Source organism: Stenotrophomonas sp. MYb57 (assembly GCF_002966815.1).
GTDB lineage: Bacteria > Pseudomonadota > Gammaproteobacteria > Xanthomonadales > Xanthomonadaceae > Stenotrophomonas > Stenotrophomonas indicatrix.
The window spans coordinates 1,446,549-1,466,216 of sequence record NZ_CP023271.1 but is presented as its reverse complement, the minus strand read 5'-3'; the positions used below and the strand labels follow the sequence as shown (position 1 = coordinate 1,466,216).

The 19,668-nt window shown below is 64.1% G+C and carries 8 protein-coding genes; 4 read left to right on the top strand and 4 right to left on the bottom strand.

The window, feature by feature from the left end:
* Positions 1–70: 70 nt before the first annotated feature.
* The 3 genes from CLM74_RS21485 to CLM74_RS06715 are packed head-to-tail and all read right to left on the bottom strand — an operon-like array spanning position 71 to position 15,048.
* Entirely contained in the window at positions 71–430 is a 360-nt protein-coding gene (locus tag CLM74_RS21485; protein ID WP_134832191.1) for a hypothetical protein, read from the bottom strand.
* An 8-nt stretch (positions 431–438) separates the two neighbouring features.
* Positions 439–13,350: a hemagglutinin repeat-containing protein gene (locus CLM74_RS06720; protein ID WP_105163730.1), complete on the bottom strand. Its 12,912-nt coding sequence runs from the start codon at positions 13,348–13,350 to the stop codon at positions 439–441.
* 21 nt (positions 13,351–13,371) lie between these two features.
* On the bottom strand, positions 13,372–15,048 hold the full coding sequence (locus CLM74_RS06715) for a ShlB/FhaC/HecB family hemolysin secretion/activation protein (RefSeq protein WP_234003465.1): 1,677 nt from the start codon (positions 15,046–15,048) through the stop codon (positions 13,372–13,374).
* Positions 15,049–15,417: 369 nt separating this feature from the next.
* Between CLM74_RS06715 and CLM74_RS06710 the strand changes: the two genes are divergently transcribed.
* Entirely contained in the window at positions 15,418–15,810 is a 393-nt protein-coding gene (locus CLM74_RS06710; RefSeq protein WP_088100470.1) for a barstar family protein, read from the top strand.
* A 27-nt stretch (positions 15,811–15,837) separates the two neighbouring features.
* Here CLM74_RS06710 and CLM74_RS06705 read toward each other — a convergent pair whose 3' ends face one another.
* Entirely contained in the window at positions 15,838–16,443 is a 606-nt protein-coding gene (locus CLM74_RS06705) for a hypothetical protein (RefSeq protein ID WP_105163728.1), read from the bottom strand.
* 711 nt (positions 16,444–17,154) lie between these two features.
* Between CLM74_RS06705 and CLM74_RS06700 the strand changes: the two genes are divergently transcribed.
* The 3 genes from CLM74_RS06700 to CLM74_RS06690 all read left to right on the top strand — a co-directional run bounded on the left by CLM74_RS06700 (position 17,155) and on the right by CLM74_RS06690 (position 19,644).
* A complete protein-coding gene (locus tag CLM74_RS06700; RefSeq protein WP_099540052.1) occupies positions 17,155–17,778 on the top strand; it encodes a hypothetical protein in 624 nt (207 codons plus the stop codon).
* Entirely contained in the window at positions 17,778–18,893 is a 1,116-nt protein-coding gene (locus CLM74_RS06695) for a hypothetical protein (protein ID WP_099539969.1), read from the top strand. Before CLM74_RS06700 ends, CLM74_RS06695 begins: the two co-directional genes overlap by 1 nt.
* A 355-nt stretch (positions 18,894–19,248) precedes the next feature.
* Positions 19,249–19,644, top strand: coding sequence for an H-NS family nucleoid-associated regulatory protein (locus CLM74_RS06690; protein WP_105163727.1), 396 nt, complete (start codon positions 19,249–19,251; stop codon positions 19,642–19,644).
* Positions 19,645–19,668 lie beyond the last annotated feature (24 nt).

The window sequence follows — 19,668 nt, the reverse complement described above, 5'->3', positions numbered from 1 at the left end:
CGCGCTGGCATAGCCGTCAGCATTTCAGGCGTTGCCGAACGCCACCTGCACGCGGCCACCCTCCTGGCTGTTACACACCTACGTCAGGGATGATCTCGTATTCACACTCGTCACGAATGAGAGCGATCTTAGATATCTTTGAAATGGACGCCACATCCCTGCACGTCGTGCCCGGCCCCACAACTCCATGAATAGTAACTTCATCAAAATACGAAGCCACCCCACCAACCCACCCCCCTACAACGCTGTCAAGCGAAGCCTCCAGGCCCGGGCAATAGATTTCAACACGGGAATCAGGAAATGGATACCGCGACTCACCTACAAGAAAGCACTCCCGACCTCGAATAACCAAGTAACCACTGACAACTGCATTCTTATTGAAAAAATCCGAATTGTCGTCACAGGAAAACAAATCAATAACCTTGCTCATGAAATCACCTACTTTTTAGTGAAAATAGCTTCACCAGAGAATTTTCTCTTGAACTCATCAATCGGAGTAAAGTACTGCCTACCCATAGCGGGATCACGAATTGCAACTACATACTGTCCATTCCGCATCGTGACACCATCTACGACGACTGCATGCCCGCCACGATCCAAACTCATCCGGACGATTGCTGGATTGCCATTTGCAGTCGCCTCTGCAAGCTCTTCGATGGTAACCCGCATTGCTCTTGTCGCGCCAAGTCCATTGTTTCTTAGAACCTGGGCAAGCACTGGCATAGTGGTTCCCCGCTGGGTGACGTTAGATTGCGAAATGATCGCTCCTACATCCACCGTCTTCCCGGCTGTATCGAGCACCATGGCGCACGATGTCGGACCGCAAGTCGGCAGCTGCCCTTGATCAATCAACGTTCTATCGCCAAAGCGCGGGGTGCTTGAGCTTTCAGGATTACCTGGCTCCAGCTTGCCGACAGTCTCGCCGGTTCGACTATCCACGACACCAGCCTTGCCTCCCGCTCCCTCCACTGGCCTAGCAGTTGCCCCCCCCGAACTCGCAATTCTGTTCTCGACAGCCACAAGCTTCTGTGCTTTGGCAGCAGCCCTCAACGCCGCGATATCGCCCATGCTGACCAGCGCCAGAGCTGCATCAAGCCCCATGTCGCCCTTGATGAAGCCATTGCCGGCGACGTCCGCCAGGTTCCACTTCTGATTGAAGCCAAGCTGGTAGGTTGCCGCGTCCCAACCGTCGCCAAAGTAGCCAGAAACTCCGGACCAGACGCCTGCCCCCTTCTCCTTCAATACGCCCCAACCGCCAATTTCCTGAGCCCTCTGGTAGTCAGCGATTGACCCTTTGACTTCGTTGATGACCTTGTTGTAGATGTTCATGTTGGCAACATCCATCACCAAGCCGCCCACATTGGTGCCCGCGCCCGCAATCTGTCCGCCTTGGTTGAACACCAGATTCAGCAGAGCATTGTCAATAGACTCTTGTCCTCTTCCGTTGAGGAAGAGAAATCCGGTGGTGAAAGGATCGCACCGCCCCGCTTCTGCGCAGGTGAGCTTGTAGCGCGCGTCCAATCCAGAAGTGTGCGTAAGCAAATCACCGGCAATTTGTCCGCTATTACCATTCTTCATTGCGGCTGCAGCCAGTTCTGCGCCGTTGTCCTTGATCCACTTGATGTATGTGGACTCGTTCATCGACAGCGACCAGTACGCGTCACCCAGCTTGGTCTGCTCGGCCTTGCAGGCGGGCGAGTCCGACGCCCCCTTGCATGCGGCGATCAGCGCGCTGTTGCGCGCATCTGACAGCGCGGCAAGCTGCTTCTCTTCCGCGCAGCTCTTGCCCTCCTTGGCACAGCTAAGCATCGCGTTGAGGTACTGCATGCGCTCGGCGTGGTTGAGGTAATTGTTCTCGACGGCGTTCTTCGCGATCGTCGCCCCCAACGCCGCCCCCATCACGCCGTCACCACCGATGCCCCCTGCAAGTGCGCCCACGGCCTGACCCAGCGCCTTGACCTGCTGCTCCTGCTCGGGAGTCAACTGCCCGCCATTCTGTTTGGCGTAATAGTCGCCAAGGAACTTCGCTGCCAGCTCACCCCCACCCGCCGCCAGCGCCCCACTCCCCGCCGAGCCACCATTGGCCTCCGCCAACAACGCTCCCAGCAGTGCGTGCGACAGCATCTGCATGGCCTCACTGGGGACCGCGCTCTGCTTGTTCGGGTCGAACGTCTTGCCGATCAGTTCCGCCGCATACGGCGCCAACGCATTGGAGCCCAGCTGGCCCAAGCCCTGCCCGGCCACGCCACCGACCAACGCGGTGGTGACCGCACCCAGCGCGCGGCCATAGACGCCATCGGGGGCCCACTTCTGCTGGGTCACCAACGCTTCGGGATAGGTGGGATCGAACGCCACCAGACGATTGAACTGCTCGTCCGAAGTAAGGTCATCAAATACCCGGCGTTCTTCGACGCTCAGCCCTTCCCGATACTTGTCAGTGATCTTGTTCGCTCCAGCACTGCCAATGTCGTTGGCGATCTGCTGGCTCGTGGAAACCACCGTCCCTATCGCTCCCGCCATCGCCTGCTGGTCCGCCAGCAGCTTGGTGGCATCAGGCATCGCCTCCAGCGCACGATGCGCTGCACTGGCATCGGTATTGATACCCAGCTCCGCCGCCGTGGTCTGCTTGCCACCGATGGTGATGTTGCCTTCGGTCAGCGTCGCAAGCGTTGAACTGCTGTCGCTGCCGTTCTCCGTCATCGACATGCCTGGGCCACCGCGGGGGGCGGTAGTGCCCGCCTTCGGGTCCCAACCCTTCATCTGCCCGCCCGCACCACCGCTGATGCTGCCGGAGCTGGCCGAGTAGTCCATCTGGTTCTGCAGATCGCTGAAGGTCAGCGTCTGTGCGGTCAGTTCACTGTTGGCCGCGTTGGTGCTGGAAATCGCGCCGCCAATCAGATTCACGTGTCCAGCATCCACGCGATAGCCACCGTTGCCGGCAAACAAGCCACTCTGCTGGCCCACGCCCTGGTAGCTGCCCTCTGCCTTGCCTGCGCTGGCGTAGCCATCGGCATTCCACGCATTACCGAAGGCCACCTGCACGCGCCCACCCACCTGGCTGTTCCTGGACATGCTCTCGGCAATGTCCTGCAGCGATTCGATCGTCAGCGTGCCGCCGGTCTTGACGTCGATGCGGTCGGCCGTGGCGGTCGCGCCACGCAACGTGGTGTCACCCTCGGCCTTCAGCGAGATGTTTTGGCCGGTCAGCGTGGTGTTCTGCCAGGTGTTGCTGTCCGAGTTCGACTTGCTGCTGCCCACGCTGGCTTCGGCATACACATACACGCCCGTCTGCGCGCCCACGACAACGCCAACGCCCACTTCGGCGCCGGCATTGCTGCTCTTGCTGCGGTCTGCCACGTGTGCCTTGCCCGCTTCCAGCAGGATGTCGCCGGCCGAATCCAGGCTGAGCGTGTTGCCCGCGCTCAGGTTGCCCTGCACCACGTGGATGTCGCCCGTGGTGCTGGTCAGGTTGACGTTGCCGCCGCCCTGGATGGTCGAGCCGCGCGAGACCGTGCTGCTGCCATCGGCACTGCTGTTGGCCGTCTTGAAGCCGATGCCGGCCTCGGCACGGAACAGCTCGCCGCTGCCCGTCACGCCATCGCTGGCGAGCCCCCTGATCGCACTGGCCGCTTGATACGCGTTGGCGCCGGCGGCCATGCCCTGCATCTTCTGCAGGCGGTCATCGGACTGACGGGCCGCGTCCACGTTGTTGATCAGGTCGATCAGCGGCGACTTCACCCGTGCGAACACGCCGATCTTCAGGTCCTTGTCGCTCTGCGAGTAATGACCGCTTTCATCGGCGGTCAGCAGCTCGATCTCGGCGGCAGTGATGTTCACGTCCTTGGCGGCCACCACGTTGCTGGCCGTCTGCGTGTACTTGCCGCCAGCCGTCAGGTTCACGTTGCCGCCCAGGCTGCCGATGCTGCTGGCCACCTGTGACACCTGCGCGCTGTCGTCCTGGTGCTGCTCGCGGTGCCAGCCGGAGAACTTTTCGGTATCGGAAATCTGCACCGAGCCGATCGCCTTGCTGTCCGACGTATTGGCGTTGCTGACCGTGTCCTGCCCGCTACGCACCAGCAGATCACCGGCCGCACGGATGTTCACGTCCTTCTCGGCGGCGATGTTGGCCGCGGTCAGGCTGATGTTGCCTTCGGTGGTGGCCATGCGCACGCCACCTCCCACCGACAACTGAGTGCCGGTGATGGTGTCGCTGCTACCGCTGCCGTCGCTCTGCGAGTTGTTGGTGCCAAACGGCAGGCCACTGGTGTCGTTGGCCAGGCCCCAGCCCTTGCCCCGGCTGCTGCTGTCGCTGCGCTCGGTGTTGTGGGCAACGTCGAACACGATGTCCTTGGTGGCCAGCAGCACGGCATTGCCCTCGGCCGACATCTGCGTGCCCTGGCTGAGGATCGAGCCTCCGTTGGCAATCAGCGTAAGATCGCCACCGGCAGCCAGCTGGCTGACACGCGCGTCACTGGTCGAATGGCTCTGCTCGCTGTTGGACCGCTGGCTGCCGGCGGTCACCACGGTCGACGTGGTGGCTGCACGCAGGCCGGAGGCCGCACCTTCAGCGGTGCGGGTGATCCGCCCCATCGCCGAGCCACTGTCGGCCATGCCGTCGGTGGTCGAGTCGCGGGCGCTGCGGTAGGCCTTGGTCGGGTCGTAGGTCACGCCCACCGAGAAGCCGCTGGACTTGCTCGCCTGGCTGGATTGGCTGTCCGTGGTGTCCTGCCGCGCCAGCAGCGCGATGTCCTTGCCCACCAGCGTCAGGTTCTCGCCAGCGGCGACGTCCGAAGCGGCAATGGTCAGCTGGTTGCCGGCATTGATCAGCACATTACCTTCGCGTGAGGCGATGGCCGAGCCGACCTGGGTGGTGGACTGCTCGGCGCTGGTGCTGCTGTTCTTCGCGCTGCTGTAGCCCACCGACGCCACGCCGTTGCCAAAGCCTCCGGTAATGCCGGATTTCTTTTTGCTCTCGCTGGACTCACTGCTGTGATGGTCCTCTACGGCGGTGATCAGTACATTGTTGCCCGCTCCCAGAATCACGTTGCCAGTGGCATCGACCACCGCACCGACCGCGGTCAGATCGCGACCGGCAGTGATGTTGATGCTCTCGCCCTGGATCGCCGTGCCGATGGCATAGCTGTCGCTGTTGTCGACGCTGCGCGTGGTGGTGGTGCTGGAGAGCGTCTTCTTTTTCTTCTCGTAGCTGTCCAGGCTGTAGTCGTGCGTCTCGTTGGCCGAGAGCAGATTCACGTCGCGGCCAGCCACTACGCTGACTGCGCCATCGCTGCTGTCGACCAGTGCGGCGGTCAGGTTCACGTCGCGGCCAGCGCTCAGCAGCAGATTGTCCCCTGCCTGCAGCGTGCTGCCCCGCACAGTTTCATCACTCTGACTGACCTGCAGCGAGCTGCGCTTGCCCGCATTGGCGAAGTCGCGGCTCGCACTGTCCACCAATGCCTGGCTGTTGATGTCACCACCGGCCTGCAGCGCCAGTCCACCACCGGCCTTGATCTGCGCGGCGGCCAGGTTGATGTCCTTGCCAGCAGCCAGCACTACATCGCCACCACCCTGTACCGACGTGGCAGCGTGCGTTGTCTTGTTGCTGCGCTGGTGGTTGCGGTCATCGAAGGTGGCATCGCGGCGCTCGTCCAGCGCAATGGCGCCGACATCCAGATTCCCCCCTGCCGCCAACTGGGTAAGACCATCGGTGCCGGCATTGCGGATCTGCGCGGCCTGCAGGCTGATGTCACCGCCGGCCACCACCGACAACATGCCGTCGCCGCTGGGGTTGGTCACATACAGGCCGGCAACGCGATCGATGCGGTTGGTCTCGTATTGGTAGGTACCATCGCCCCGCTGTGTTTCCACCGTGGAGGCCACCGTGATATTGCCCGCCGCCTGCACCGACAGCGCATCGGTCGCCGTCACGGATGCACCGGCAATGCGGATGTCCTTGTCCGACGCCAACCCGACGTATTGGCCGGAGATGCTGCCGCCCAGGTGTTCGATGTTGCCGGCATCGATGGTCACCAGCTTGCGGCCAGCGATGTCACCGGTGTTGACCAGGCCATTGGCCAGTTTGATATCGACATTGGCACCGGCCAGCAGTGCGCCCTGCCCATCCAGGTCACCCGGACGCAGGCGCAGGTAGACCTGCGGCACCAGTGCGGTGGTGGTACTGCCGTCGGCCAAGGTCACGGTCTGCTCGACGAGCCAGACAATGTCACTGGTCAGCTGCGCCATCTGCGCCTCGGTTAGCGCCACGCCCGGGCGCAGGCCCCATTCGCTGGCCACGGTAGCGCCGGCTTCCAGCAGCGCGCGGTACTGCGCCTCATCGCTGGCGTAGCCGTCCAGGAAGCGGCGGCCGGTCAGCTCGCCGATCTGCTCGCGCACCAGCTTCTGTTCGTAGTAGCCGTCACCCAGCCGCTTCTGCACGGTATCGGGCGAGTAGCCCATCTGCCCCAGCAGGTGGTCCGAGCTCAGCCACGTCTTGTGGTCGGTGAAGCGCGGATCGGTTTCAACCAGATAGTTGCCACCGTTGCGGTTGACGTTGAACAGGCTGGCCGTGGGTGCGCGGGTGTCCGGCGCGCCCATCGCGATGCGGTCCGGCGAGCCGCCGGCGGCGGCGACCACGCGCGAACCGGATGCGGCGCCATTGCCGGCGATGCCCCCGACCGTGCCGCCCTGCTGCGTGCCGGCGGCATCGGCCGCCTGCGCCAGCGCGCGTTCCGCCCCCGTCCCTCCGCTGTGGCCCGGTCCCTGCGCACCGTTATGGCCAGGGCCGTCCGGCAGCGTCTTCGGCCCCTGCGCGTTGAGGTTGGCCATTGCCGCGCCATCCTGCACGTTGGGTGCGTTGCGCCCCTGGTTGAGGTTGCTGAGATCGCCAACGTCGATGGTCAGGGTGCCGCCGCTGGTGATGCTGCCGCCGATCTTCCCGGTCACTTCGGAGATCGCCGGGTTGCTCCAGGTGACGAGGTCGCCGGAGAAGGTATGCCCCACGTTGTTGAAAGCATGGGTGCGATACAGCGTCGCAGCCAGGTTCTCCACCTTGGCGGTGCCACCCAGGCCAACGATGTCGAGATTGCCGCCGGCGGCGATGCTGCCGTAGTGATTGCGCAGATCATCGGTACGCAATCGCATTGCACCACCGGAGCGGATGACCGCATCGGCGCCTACGCCTGGCCCCAGAATATCCTCGGTCACCGTCTGCGTGGCGATGCGGTACTGCTCGTTGCTGCTGACGTTGTTGCCGCCGGAACCGCGCGGATTGGTCAGGTGCTGATCCGGGGCATAGTCCTTGTAGGTCCACAGCTGCACGCAGTTGGTGGTGCAGGTGCCATAGGCCGGTGAATAGGTCAGCTTGTCATCGACATAGCGGAATGCCGGCGAATCCGGGTGCAGATGGGTCAGCTCGGCAAAGGGATCGTCGGCGCCACTGCCGGCCTGGTCCGGGTTGGCCTGGTTGTCCTGACGCCCTACGTAGTACAGCACCACGGTGCCATCCTGCAGGTTGAGGCGCGAACGCTCACCCAGCGCGGCATACAGGCCGCCACGTCCAAAGAAGTACGCGCTGGTCTGCGCGGTAAGGCGCACCACCGCCCGGTGTACGGTGAAGCCGTCGGGGGTGATGTGCGGCGTATCTTCCAGGATATCGGCCGGGTTGAGGTAATAGACCTCCTGGGCGATGTAGTGGCTGGTACTGCGGATGTTCTCGGTGCCGTTCTTGCCGTTGCGCCACCATGCAGGACGATCCATGCGCACCGGCGCGTTCACCGTGGTGGTCTGGGTGATGACCACGTTCTCACGGATGTTGTTGATCACGCCCGCATCGATCGCCAGGTTGCCGCTCACATCAATGATCGAACCGATGTTGTCGATCCTGCCGGCCGTGCCCGCAGCAATGCGATCAGCCCCCAGCGATCCACCGATGGCCGCGTCGCCGCCGCTGTAGATCAGGCCCTTGCCGGTGTTCTGCAGTTCGCGCACGCCCAGGTCCAGGCGCTCGCGCGCGGCCACGGTGCCGACGCGGGTGGCACCGTTGGCATCCTCGGCATGGTTCTTCAGCACGCCGGCCGAGATCGCCACGTGGTCGCCATAGATGCGGCCGGTGCCAAGGTTGTCCAGCACGTCGGCTTCGAGGTGGGTCACCTTGCCGTCGATCAGGCCGCGATTGGTCAGCTGGCCGCGTGCATTGAGATGGGTTATGCCTTCGCTGGAGATCTCGCCGTTGGCCGCGTTGGTGATGTTCTGCGCGTTGAGATCGAGGTTGCCGCCACGCAGTACGCCCTGGTTGTCCAGGTCGCCGGACAGATGCAGGGCCAGCGTGCCGTTGGCCACCCATTCACCTCGGTTGCTCAGGCCCTGCTGCAGGGTCAGGCTCAAGTCGCGCTGGGCGTGTACCTGGCCGTCCTCGCTGAGCGCGCGTGCCACCAGGGTCTGGCTGCCATCGGCCCGCAGCAGGCCGCCACTGTTGGCAACACTGTCGGCACTGCTGTCGAGGTTGCCGCCGGTGGTGATGACACCCCCGTTGTTCTGCAGCTGGCCGTTGACCTGCAACCGCGCGCCGCCATCGGTGACGATCTGTCCCTGGCTGTTGTCCAGCCACTGCGTTCCGAACTGCAGCTGGCCTGCCTGCAGGCCGCGGGTGCCATCTCCGCCGCGGGTGTTGCGGTTGTCGACGCTGGCTGCGGTGAGGGTCAGCAACTGGCCGGCGGCGATCGCGCCGGCAGTGTTGTCCAGGTGCCCGCTCAGGGTCAGGTCGAGATTGCGCCCGGCCTGCACGCGCCCGGCGCCGTTGGCCAGCGTCGTCGCCTGCAGCGACAGGCCCGCCGCGCTGGCAAGCGTACCGCCGGCGCTGTTGTCGGCACTGGCCAGCACCAGCCGCGCATCGCCCTGTGCGTTCAGCGTGCCACCTCGGTTGTCCAGCGCACCAGCGTCCAGCTGCAGTGTGCCCGCCGCCAACAGGCCACCACTGCTGGCGGTGTCCCGGTTGTCGATGGTCTGCCCTGCGGTATCGATGCGGAGATCGGCGGCCGACTGCACCCGGCCGCCCTGGTTGAGCAGCGCGCCACTGTGCACGGTCAGCGCACCCTTCTGCGTACCCAGCGTACCTGCGCTGTTGTCCAGCCGTTGGCCGCGGGTATCGACGGTCAGCCGCCCCCCCAGCAGCGTGCCGCGCTGGTTGTCGAGGCCAGTGGCCTGCAGCTGCAGCAGCTCGCCGGCCTGCATCGCGCCATCGCTGTTGTCCACGCCTGCAACCGTGGTCAGCAGCAGGTCCTTGCCTGCCACCACCGTGCCGTGCCGGTTGTCGAGGCTGGCAGCGTCCAGCGTCATCGAACCAGTGCTGGACAGCAGGCCCTGGCTGCCGTTGTCGAGACGACCGTCGATGCCCAGCACCAGTTCGCTGCCGCCGGCATGGACAGTACCGCCGAGGTTGTCGAGGCTGGCGGCATTGATCGTGCCCGCGCCACCCAGCAGGATGCGCCCGCTCTGGTTGTCCAGTGCCTGGCCGATGGCCAGGGTGGAACGGCCGCTGCCGGCGCCCTGCAGGGTGCCCTGCGCATTGATCAGCTGCTGCGCGGCAACGTCGAGCACACCATTACTGGCCAGCGACCCGCCGCGATTGTCCAGCATCCCCTGCACACGCAGGCGCAGTGCCTCTTCGCCGGTTGCAGTGAGCGCACCGCCGGCCGTGGTCAGGCTATCGGCAGTGAGGTCGATGCGGCGCGCCGAGGTGGTCGCCTTCGACAGATCGAGGGTCTTGCCCTCCAGCACCAACGTGCCATTGCTGAGCACGCTGCCACCCGCACCCAGCAGGGTCTGTGCGAGCACCTGCAACTGGCCGCTGCCGGCGTGCTGGATCTTGCCTGCGCTGTTGTCCAGCGTCTGCGCCTGCAGCGTCAGGTCACCATTGCTGGCCAGCGTACCGCCGGCATTGCCCAGCGTGGTGGCATGGATGCGGCTGGCACCCTCGCCACTTGCGATGATGCGGCCGCCGGTGTTGTCCAGCGTTCCGGCCTCGAGGTCGAAGCGGTCAGCCCCCAGCGTTGCGTCGCGATGGTCTACCTCATCCGCGCGCAGGGTCAGCGTAGCCGCAGAGACCAGCGTGCCCTTGCTGCCATCCAGGCGGGCCGTGGTGATATCCAGGCCCTGGTTGCCGGCCTGGCGGATGGCACCGGCGGTATTGTCCAGCTGTGCGGCAGTGAGGGTCAGCCGGTTGGCATTGCTGGCGATGGTGCCTTCATGGTTGTCCAGCGTACCGTTGACCTGCAACGTGCTGTCGGCTGCACCGGCAGCACTGAGCGTGCCCTTGCGGTTGAGCAGTTCACCGGCCCGCACATCCAGGGCGCCGTTGCCTGCGATCGTGCCGCCGCTGTTGTCCACGGTCTGTGCCACGCGCAACTGCAGTGCATCGCTGCCGGTGGCGCTGAGGTTGCCGCCGGCGTTGTCCAGGCGTTCGGCATTGATCGCGATGCGCTCGGCCTGGGTGGTGCTGCCGGCACCCAGTACCAGCTCGCCCCCCCCAAGCGTCAGCGCCGACTGGCTGAGAATCCGGCCCCCCGCGCCCTGCAGCGCATCGGCACGGATCTGCAGCGTGCCGCTGCCGGCGTGCTCGATTGCACCGCTGCGGTTGTCCAGCCGCGCCGCCTGCAGCAGCACGTCGCCCGTGCCGGCCAGGCGGCCGCCGTTGCTGTTGTCCAGCACTTCGCGGGCCTGCACCTGCAACAGGCCGTTCCCCGCCGCAAGCACCTTGCCGCCCTGGTTGAGCAGGCTGCCGACGTGCAGCTGCAACTGGCCATTGCCAGAGATCGCACCGGCGCCGTTGTCCAGTTCGTCGCGCACGGTCAGTGTCGCGCCCTGGCTACCGGCCGACTGCAGCGTGCCCTTCTGGTTGTCGATGCGGCCCGCATCGATGCGCAGGCCCGCGTTGCCAAGCACCTGCCCGCCTTGGTTGTCGAAGGTGCCACGTACATCCAGCGCCAACTCGGAATTGCCGAGCGACACGATCTGGCCACCGGCGTTGCGCAGGCCGTCGGCCTGGATCTGCACGCTCTGCGCCGAGGTGGTGCCGCCACTCACATCCAGCTGGCCACCGGTCAGCGACAGGTCGCCGTTGCTGAGCAGGCGGCCTTCGCTGCCACGCAGCGTATCGGCATGTACACGCAACGCGCCGTTGCCGGCCTGCTGCAGCAGGCCCTTGCTGTTGTCCAGCGTCCCCGCCGAGACGGTCAGCTCGCCATTGCCGGCCACGGTACCACCGGCACTGTTGTCCAGCGTACCGGCGCGCAGCATGCTGTCCTGGTTGCCCAGCGACAGCAGGTTGCCACCGCGGTTGTCCAGCGTGCCGGCGGCGATCTGGAACTGCGCTGCAGTGAGCGTGCCATTGCGCACGTCCGCATTGCCCACCGTCCAGTCCAGGCGACCGAGCGTGCTCAGGCGACCGCCGGCACCGGTCCAGTCGCCCGTGGTCAGCAACAGGCCGCCGTTACCGGCATGCTCGATGCGGCCACCGGCGTTGAAGACCCGAGCTGCCCCCAGCGTCAGGCGCTCGGCATTGGTCGCCAGCAGGCCGCCCTCGTTGTTGAACGCGCCTTGCACTGTCCAGGCCGACTCGGCACTGCCGGCATGGCGCAGCTCGCCTGCCCGGTTGTCCAGCGACTGTGTCTGCAGCTGCAGCGCACCGGCCACACTCAGCGCGCCCTTCTGGTTGGACAGCGTGCCCAGCTGCAGCGCAGCGTCACCGTGCACCTGCAGTGTGCCGCCATCGTTGTTCAGATCGCCCGTGGCGCGCAGCGAGGCCACACCAAGGCGGCCTCCGCTGTTGTCCAGGCCATTGCCCGCAACCAGCGATATACGACCGCCGTTGCTGATGCTGCCGCCGTCGTTGTCGAGCGTGCCAGCGATGTCCAGCACACCGGCGGCCAACGGAACAGCCGGCGTCACCGGCGTACCGCCGCCAGTGCCGGTACCCGGTGTACCCGGTGTACCCGTACCGGGCGTGCCGGTTCCGGGCGCACCGGTACCTGGCGTTCCGCCGCTTCCCGGCGAGGTGCCACTGGGGGTACCGCCGGAGCCGCCCGACGCCACCGCATCCAGCGCACCGATCAGGCCTTCGCTGCGATTGCTCACGCTGCCTGCGGTGAGGCTCAACGCCTGCACGCCGGTCTGCTCGATGGCACCGCCACGGTTGCGCAGGGCCTGTGCCTGCAGCTGCAGGCGCTGTGCATTGAGCTTGCCGCCGCTGTTGTCCAGCGTGCCACCGGAGGTGATCGCAGCTTCATGCGTGGCAGCGATGGTGCCGGCATTGGCCAGATCGCCGCTCGCCTGCACGCGCACGTTCTGCAGTGACTGCAGCGCGCCGGTGTTCTCCAGCCGGCCATCCACCGTGACCACGAGTTCGCCGGCCTGGGCACCGATGCTGCCGGCATTGCGCACGCCCACGCCGTGTTCATTGCCGACCAGCCAGATCTTGTTGGCGAACATGCCGCCCAGCGCGCCCACGTCCAGCGCGAAGGTCGGCGCTTCACCGCTGGCCGCCGCAGCGTTGACCTGGCTGTGGTCGGCACTGACCACGTTGTTGCCGAGGGTCGCCTGCAGCTGATTGGCCCAGATGCCGGCGTTGACCTTCAGCGATCGGGTGATCAGGTCGGTGTAGTCGGCGCGGCTGGCATCGAGGCCATCGCCGTTGACCTCGATTGCCCCACCACTGACCCGATAACCTTCCAGCGAACCGCTGCCGCTGAACACCGGCGTGCCGGTGGTGAGCGTGACGCGGCTGGCATTGAGGAAACCGCCACCGTTGACCTGGATGCCGGCAGGATTGGCGATGATCACCTCGGCGCGCTGTCCGGCCACTTCCACGTATCCATTGAGCCGGCTGGCCGGGCCGTTGACCTCGTTGAGGATGACCCGGGCGCTGCCGGTGGCGAGCCACGGATTGCCCTGCACCCAGCCACCCAGCTGCGTCTGCACCTGGCCACGCGCGTTGTTGAGGATCACGCCCTCGCGGCCGACATCGAACTGCGAGTAACGGTTGCGCGAAACACCACCGGCCGATGGCGTGGTGATGTTGACCATCGGCACACCGTTCGGCGCGGTGACCACGGTGGGCCGCTCACGGCCGGGCGCGTTGGGATCGGACACGATGTGGCCGACCGATTGCGCTGCAACCACGGGCGCCAGGCTGACCCATCCCAACGCGCACATCAGCGCGAAGCCGAGCGGCGACACGGCTGCCGTCTGCCGGCCGGCGAGCTGGCCGACCAGGCCGCCACCGCCTTTCACCAGTTCCGAAGCGACCTGCCACACGCGCAGCGCGCGGTTGAAAACCAGGCGATAGATGCTGTTCATTTCACGAATCCTTGTGCCAGATCAGTAGCGCCACGCCAGGCTGAAGCCGAAGGTGGTGTAGTCAGTCGGGAAGTTGGAGGGCTTGTGCAGGGCCGAGCCCACGAAACCGTCCCAGGAAAGCTGCTGCCAGCCGCCGCGCAGGCCCAATGCCATGCCGGCCAGATCCCGGCCGGATTGCCATTGCGCCGATGGCCCGCCGATGCGGCCGTAGTCGGCGGCGACGTAGAACTCCTGGCCGCCGCCGATACCCAGCGACAGATCGTTGCGCAGCGACCAGCCACGCTCGCCGCTGAGCGAGCTTTCGCCATCGAAGCCACGCACCGTGTAGCGGCCGCCGATCGCAAAGCGATCCTGGGGCGACAATGGTGTGCGGTTCCACTGCGCGCGCCAGGCAGCGGTGTAGCGCAGGCGCTGCTTGCCCAGCTGGAACGGCACGCTGAACTGCGCGTCAGCGGTGATCAGCTTCATCCGCGAGGTGCCTTCCAACGGCAGGCTTGGATCCCACGCCTGGGCCATCTCTTCCGGGGAGCGCAGTGCATGGAAGGCGCCGGTGCCGCGCCGGTATGCCAGCGTGGCATCAAGCGTGGCCGCACCGATGAACTGCTTGTGGGTCAGGCCGAGCTCCCAGCCCGAGGTACGGCGACGCTGCACCTCGATCTCGGTATCGTCGATGTAGTTCTTCGACGTGCGCTGCCAGCCGCGGCCGTAGATGCCCAGCTTGGTCTTGGCATTGCGCAGCAGCAGGCGATCCACGCGTGCCTCGGCGTTGCCGCTGCGGCCGCTGTAGTCATAGCTTTCGTACGCGCCCACCACGGTCTGGCTGTATTCGTAGGCACTGGCCGTGGCGCCGAACAGCCAGTAGCCGTAGGGCACGTCGTAGTGCGCGGTCCAGCTGTTGGTGTCCTTGCCTTTGCCATTGAACACGCCGCGCCCCGCGCTGACGTAGAACAGCTCGTTCAGGCCCAGCGGGTTGTCCAACGACAGCGTGGCGTTGGCCTGCAGCTTGCCGGTGCCCTGGCTGCCTGCATCGTCCAGGGTCAGGCTGGCACGCACCGGCGAACGCTGTTTCCAGTCGATGTTCAGGTCGCTCTGCCCGGGCGCGGCGCCTTCGCCGTCTGCAGGTGCGATCTTGATGTCAGCAGTGACGGTGGGCACGCGCTGCAGGTTCTCCAGCCCCTGCTCGATGTCGCGCAGGTTCAACAGGCCGCCACTGCGGATCGGCAGCGCATTGGCGATGGCCGGATGCCGCCCATCCGCCTCGGTGAACACCGCCTCGCGGAATCGCCCGGGCACCACCGACAGTGTCAGCGTGCCGGTATTCAGATCCTGCGGTGCCGACAGCACGCGGGTGGTGACATAGCCACGCGCGATGATCGCGTTCTGCACGCGCTTCATCACCACGTTGATGCCTTCAGTGCCCAGGCAGCGGCCGCTGGCGGGATCTTCGCGTGGATCGGCTGCGGCCAATGCCCACTGGAAGTCCTTGGCACCCTCGCCGTCCAGCACGATGCGATCAATGCGCACGCAGGGCTGCTCCTGCGTCGGCAGGCGCTCCCCCTGTTCACCCTGGCTGCTCTCCAGGCGTACATCGGGCCGGCTTTCCTGCTGCTCGCGCAGCACGCGTTCTCGTTCCTGCTGGCGCAGCAGCTCCTGCGCGCCCGGGTCACCCACCTGCTGGGCAGCAACACTGAAGGCCATGCCCAGAAGCACCAACCCTCCACCACTGCGGCGCGCACCGCGCACAGACATCTTCCTTGCTTGCACAATCAATTCCACGTGTTGATGCCACGCGTCAGCGGTCCTGCTCCCGGAAAGGAGAAGGGCCAACCCGATGGCTTGAATCGAGGTTCGCCGGGGGTATGCAACGGCATGCCACCGCGCCCGACGCGAAGTGGCGCATAGGCTATCGGCCGCCCGAAGGATTTCTATAGGGAAATTTTCAAATGCCCAGGACTACGGGACAGAACACCGCAGGCAGAGATCCAGAGTATGCGTGGGCGCGCGCCACGTCGCAAAGCAACGGCGTTCAGCACAACGCCTTTCGCCGGCCCACGCTACAGTCGGCGCATGACCGTATTCCTGCAGATCAATGGCACCGCCATTGTTGATATCCCCAGCCTCTATGCGGAGATCAACCGGGTATTCATGGCCGGCGAAGCCTGGCAGCTCGGGCCCAGTCTCGATGGGCTGGACGATCTGCTGTACGGCGGTTATGGCGCGCTGGCCGGGCACGAAACCGCCACGCTGGTCTGGCGCGACATCGACCGCAGCCGAGAGGCACTGGGATTGGAGGCCACGCGCGCGTGGCTGGAAGACAAGCTGCGGCAGCCGGGTACGTTCAATGCCGAAACCATCGGCCGCCAGCTGGACGCCCTGCAACGTGGCGAGGGGCAGACCTACTTCGACATCGTGATGGAGATCTTCGCCAGCCACCCGGACATCACCCTGGTACAGGCCTGAGGCTGCCACGCCTGCTGCCGACGACCATCAAGGAACGTGGCAACAGGTACCACATGCACAGCAGGAGCTTGCACCACAGCACTTGAGCGACTGTCCGCTGCCATCCTGGCACTTCGCTGCACAACATCCCTTATCGCGAGCGGTTGCCGTTGGCGAGGCGATGGCACAGGCAGTCGCCCTGCCATCTCCTTCCGAGGGCGACGCCTCCGCCGAATAGTCCAGCACCTGGACGTGGACCTGTCCCCCGCCCAGCCCACGCTTGCGGACACCCAGCGGCCGCCCCTCCAGTGCCGCCGCCTGCACCATCGCCGGAGAGATCGTCAATGCGCCCTCCTGCAGCAGCGTCCCGTCCTGCCACAGGCTCCACTGCAGGTCTGCACCCGCTTCGCCGACGATGGCCTCCGCTTCGGCAATGTCGACCACCAGGCTGTAGCGTTGCCCATGCCTGCCCTCCAGCGCGACGGTCGCCGTGCGCCCCTGCCGCACGCTCAGCCGGGGCGAGAACGCGGGGACCCCGTCGTGCAGCACCCGCAACGCAAGGTGGTGCAGGTCATTCGAAGGCGCCGCCTCTGCCGCCAGGGAAAGACCCGCGGTGCAGGCCAGAAATATCGCAAGCAACACCCGAAGGAACATGCATGACTCCGTTTGACCGCCCGATTGCGGCGATCCACCCTCCGCCGGACATCCCTCCGAAAGCTGTGACCCATAACGCGGATTCACCCAGCACCAGCAGGCTGGCGCCGGCAACGACCTTTTCACTCGCAATTGCTCATCGCCCGAGCCTCCCGCACAACCATTGAAAGTCGCAAGCGCCACCGCAGCTGTTCACCTGCGACACGTGCCACGCCCCCGGCAAAAGCGTCCCCCCTGCCGCGACCAGTTACCATGGACAACCCTGTACCGGCTCCGCCCCGCTGCCCTCCGGCGCGAGCGGACGCCCCTGATCCACGAGTCCCATGTCCAAAGACAAGTCCGCCGAACACACCCCGCTCATGAAGCATTAAGCACGTAGGCTCAGCAAAGCCTTGTTTTTTCTCTAGATTGCGCAGAAAACGACGCCTCATTTAAGGCTGGCGCTACACCACCGCTACATCAGGCGCCGGGCTCTACGTTCGACAGCGCTACCCTGACCAAGTCGGTCCTTCGCGAGAGTGCCCGCCAGTCCCCCGTTCCTAGCTCTTGGTGCGGAGCATGCTGGATGTCCGTGGCTTCATCCGGAGCCTTCCACTCAGTCAAAGCGCATTCCCCTTGCCCGGCCTATCGGCCTCGCTTAGAACGCGCTCGGTCGCACCTCTTGCGACAATTACCCGATATGGTGAAGTTATGCACAGTCAGGGGACTCAAATGGATCATGAGTATGTGGTGCGGGGCGGGGTCAATCGGGCGGACATTGGGAAATATCTTGCACGGACGGCTTCGGTCGTTTCAGGGCTCTTGGTCTGGGCGCTCCTTCAAGCAGTCGACCTTGCAAAGGAGTTTGGGCTCAGCACAAATCTGCCGCCCGTTATCCTCTCTCTGATTGGTGCGGGCACCGTCTACGCCGTCCTCTACTTGATCTTCCGCCGCTGGATCTGGCGTATGCCAATTGTTGCCGGTTGGTTGAAGGTTGCCGATCTTTCGGGCACTTGGATCTGCGAGGGCCATCCTTTTCCACGTCCTGACTCGCTCGCCGTTGATTGGCAGGGAACGATGACGATCACCCAAGATTGGGACAAGGTGCGCATCCACCTCGATGCCGGCTTGTCCAAGTCCAACAGTGATGTTGCTGGACTGGTGTCTGACGCCATCGAAGGATTCGTGCTCCTTTACAGCTACCGGAATGAACCGAAGCCTGGCCAGACGGAGCTCAGCGCCCATCGTGGCTTTGCAAAATTGATCTTTGCCAAAGACTTGAAGACAGGCACGGGGGACTATTTCAACGGTGACGGTCGTCACTCGTCGGGCACACTCACCCTCAGGAGGCAATAATGGCACGGACTGTTAACGATCGGCTTTCGGCACTGAAATCACGACGCCGTGGCGACGACCGCTTGGATCTTCTGGCGCAAGACAGTGCTGCGCTTGCTGACTATTTCGGCAAGATCGCCAAACAAGAAAGCTGGGAAACCAAAGCAGCCGACAAGCCCAATACGCGCTACGCGCTGGGCGCCATGCAGGAAGTGGATGCGGACTACACCCGCATAAGCACTGAGACAGCCATGCGCGTGGCAAACCAGCTAGAAAAACGTATCGCAGGCTTCAATCTCGAATTCCACCTGCAAGGATCCGTGCCACTCAACGTACACATTCGCGGCGTTAGCGATGTGGATCTCCTAACGCTGATCACTGCCCAGTTCCTAAGCTACGACCCGTGCGGCCTGCGTGCGTCCTCGGGCGCTTACTACCCCACAACCTTGACCTCTTTGCAGCAGCTCAAAGATCTACGCGCGGAAGAAGAGCCGGCGCTTAAAAACGCGTTTCGGGCTGCAACGGTAGATACACAAGGAAGCAAAGCGATCAAGATCTCAGGCGGCTCCCTTGCCCGATCAGTCGATGTTGTGCCTTCCCATTGGTATGACTCAGCTGATTACCAGCGCAGTGGGGCGTTGCATGATCGGGGGGTCATCATCTTGGACAGGAAGGCCAATGCCACGATGACAAACTATCCGTTCAAGCACATCAAGGAAGTTTCGGATCGTGACCTTGTGGCTATGGGCTCGCTAAAGAAAGCGATCCGACTCATCAAGAACATCAAAGCGGACGCGGATCGAGACATTGCGCTCCCGAGCTTCGATCTTGCCGGCATCATGTTCCATGCTGACATGACCGCTCTACGGAATGGGTATTGGTATGAGCTTGCCATCTTGGCAGAGACTCAACGCCACCTCGACTATCTGTATCACCATCCCGATTACGCGAAGCTCCTGCTTGTGCCGGATGGGACGCGACTCATCTTTGATAGCCCAGCCAAGTTCAGCGCTTTGCTAACCCTATCTTGTGAAGTCGACAGGCTTCTTGAAGCCGTTGCAAATGAAAACAGCATCGGATTGCCTGCCAACAATGATAGTGATCGCCGGCAGCTCATCCAATCGTTGAGCTTCTGAAAGATGCACCCTGTCTGAGCGTCCAGGCTGAGTATTGGCGGGAGACCCAATCCAATGAGGCGATGATCCTACATACCGCCCCCAAAAAAGCGAGGCGGCCGGAGCGACCGAGCTCCCCGCAGGTCTGGCAAAGCATGGGCACTGGGCTTCCGCGCGCTAGTGCTTTGCCATGCAATAATCGCCCCGATACTGAAGAACCTGATACACGCCTTTGCAAGGCTTCTATAGCTCGCTTTGCAGGTGAAGCCAGAGCGCTATGCTTTTAGCGCCCTCAAGGCTCAGCGTGATATCGGCTCTCTCAGATACCCTCTAAGGTCCCCAAATCAATCGCAACCTTTCAAAAGGCTCACAACGCATGACCAAACCGACGCTCGATTCCATTCTTTCCGCGAAGCAGAAGCTTCAAGACGAGCTCCAAGCACTTGATGCACAGGAGGCTCAGCTGCGCCAAGAGCAGACCTCTGATGCTCACGCGGAGATCGTGAGCCTCATCAGTCAATACGCCAAGAACTTCAACGCCAAGCAAAGGGCTGAGATTTCGTCCTCACTCGCGGCGAGCACCGGTCAGCCAACAAAGAGTGCTGGCCCCAAGAAGGCCGTCGCAGCCAAGTATTGGCTGCCTCACACCCAAGAGACTTGGTCAGGCCGAGGTCGCACGCCGAGGTCATTTGCTGCCTGGGAAGGCACGGCCGCCTATAAAGAGTGGAAGTCCAAGCACCCTGACGAGAAGTTCCCCGCTTATCCGGGATAAAAGTCAGACGCAAAGATCCCCGGC

What these genes read in the sequence shown, in the direction of transcription:
- CLM74_RS21485 (WP_134832191.1), bottom strand. Translation starts at nt 430, where the DNA reads ATGAGCAAGGTTATTGATTTGTTTTCCTGTGACGACAATTCGGATTTT.
- CLM74_RS06710 (WP_088100470.1), top strand. Translation starts at nt 15,418, where the DNA reads ATGACCGTATTCCTGCAGATCAATGGCACCGCCATTGTTGATATCCCC.
- CLM74_RS06715 (WP_234003465.1), bottom strand. Translation starts at nt 15,048, where the DNA reads ATGGCCTTCAGTGTTGCTGCCCAGCAGGTGGGTGACCCGGGCGCGCAG.
- CLM74_RS06690 (WP_105163727.1), top strand. Translation starts at nt 19,249, where the DNA reads ATGACCAAACCGACGCTCGATTCCATTCTTTCCGCGAAGCAGAAGCTT.
- CLM74_RS06720 (WP_105163730.1), bottom strand. Translation starts at nt 13,350, where the DNA reads ATGAACAGCATCTATCGCCTGGTTTTCAACCGCGCGCTGCGCGTGTGG.
- CLM74_RS06705 (WP_105163728.1), bottom strand. Translation starts at nt 16,443, where the DNA reads ATGTTCCTTCGGGTGTTGCTTGCGATATTTCTGGCCTGCACCGCGGGT.
- CLM74_RS06700 (WP_099540052.1), top strand. Translation starts at nt 17,155, where the DNA reads ATGGATCATGAGTATGTGGTGCGGGGCGGGGTCAATCGGGCGGACATT.
- CLM74_RS06695 (WP_099539969.1), top strand. Translation starts at nt 17,778, where the DNA reads ATGGCACGGACTGTTAACGATCGGCTTTCGGCACTGAAATCACGACGC.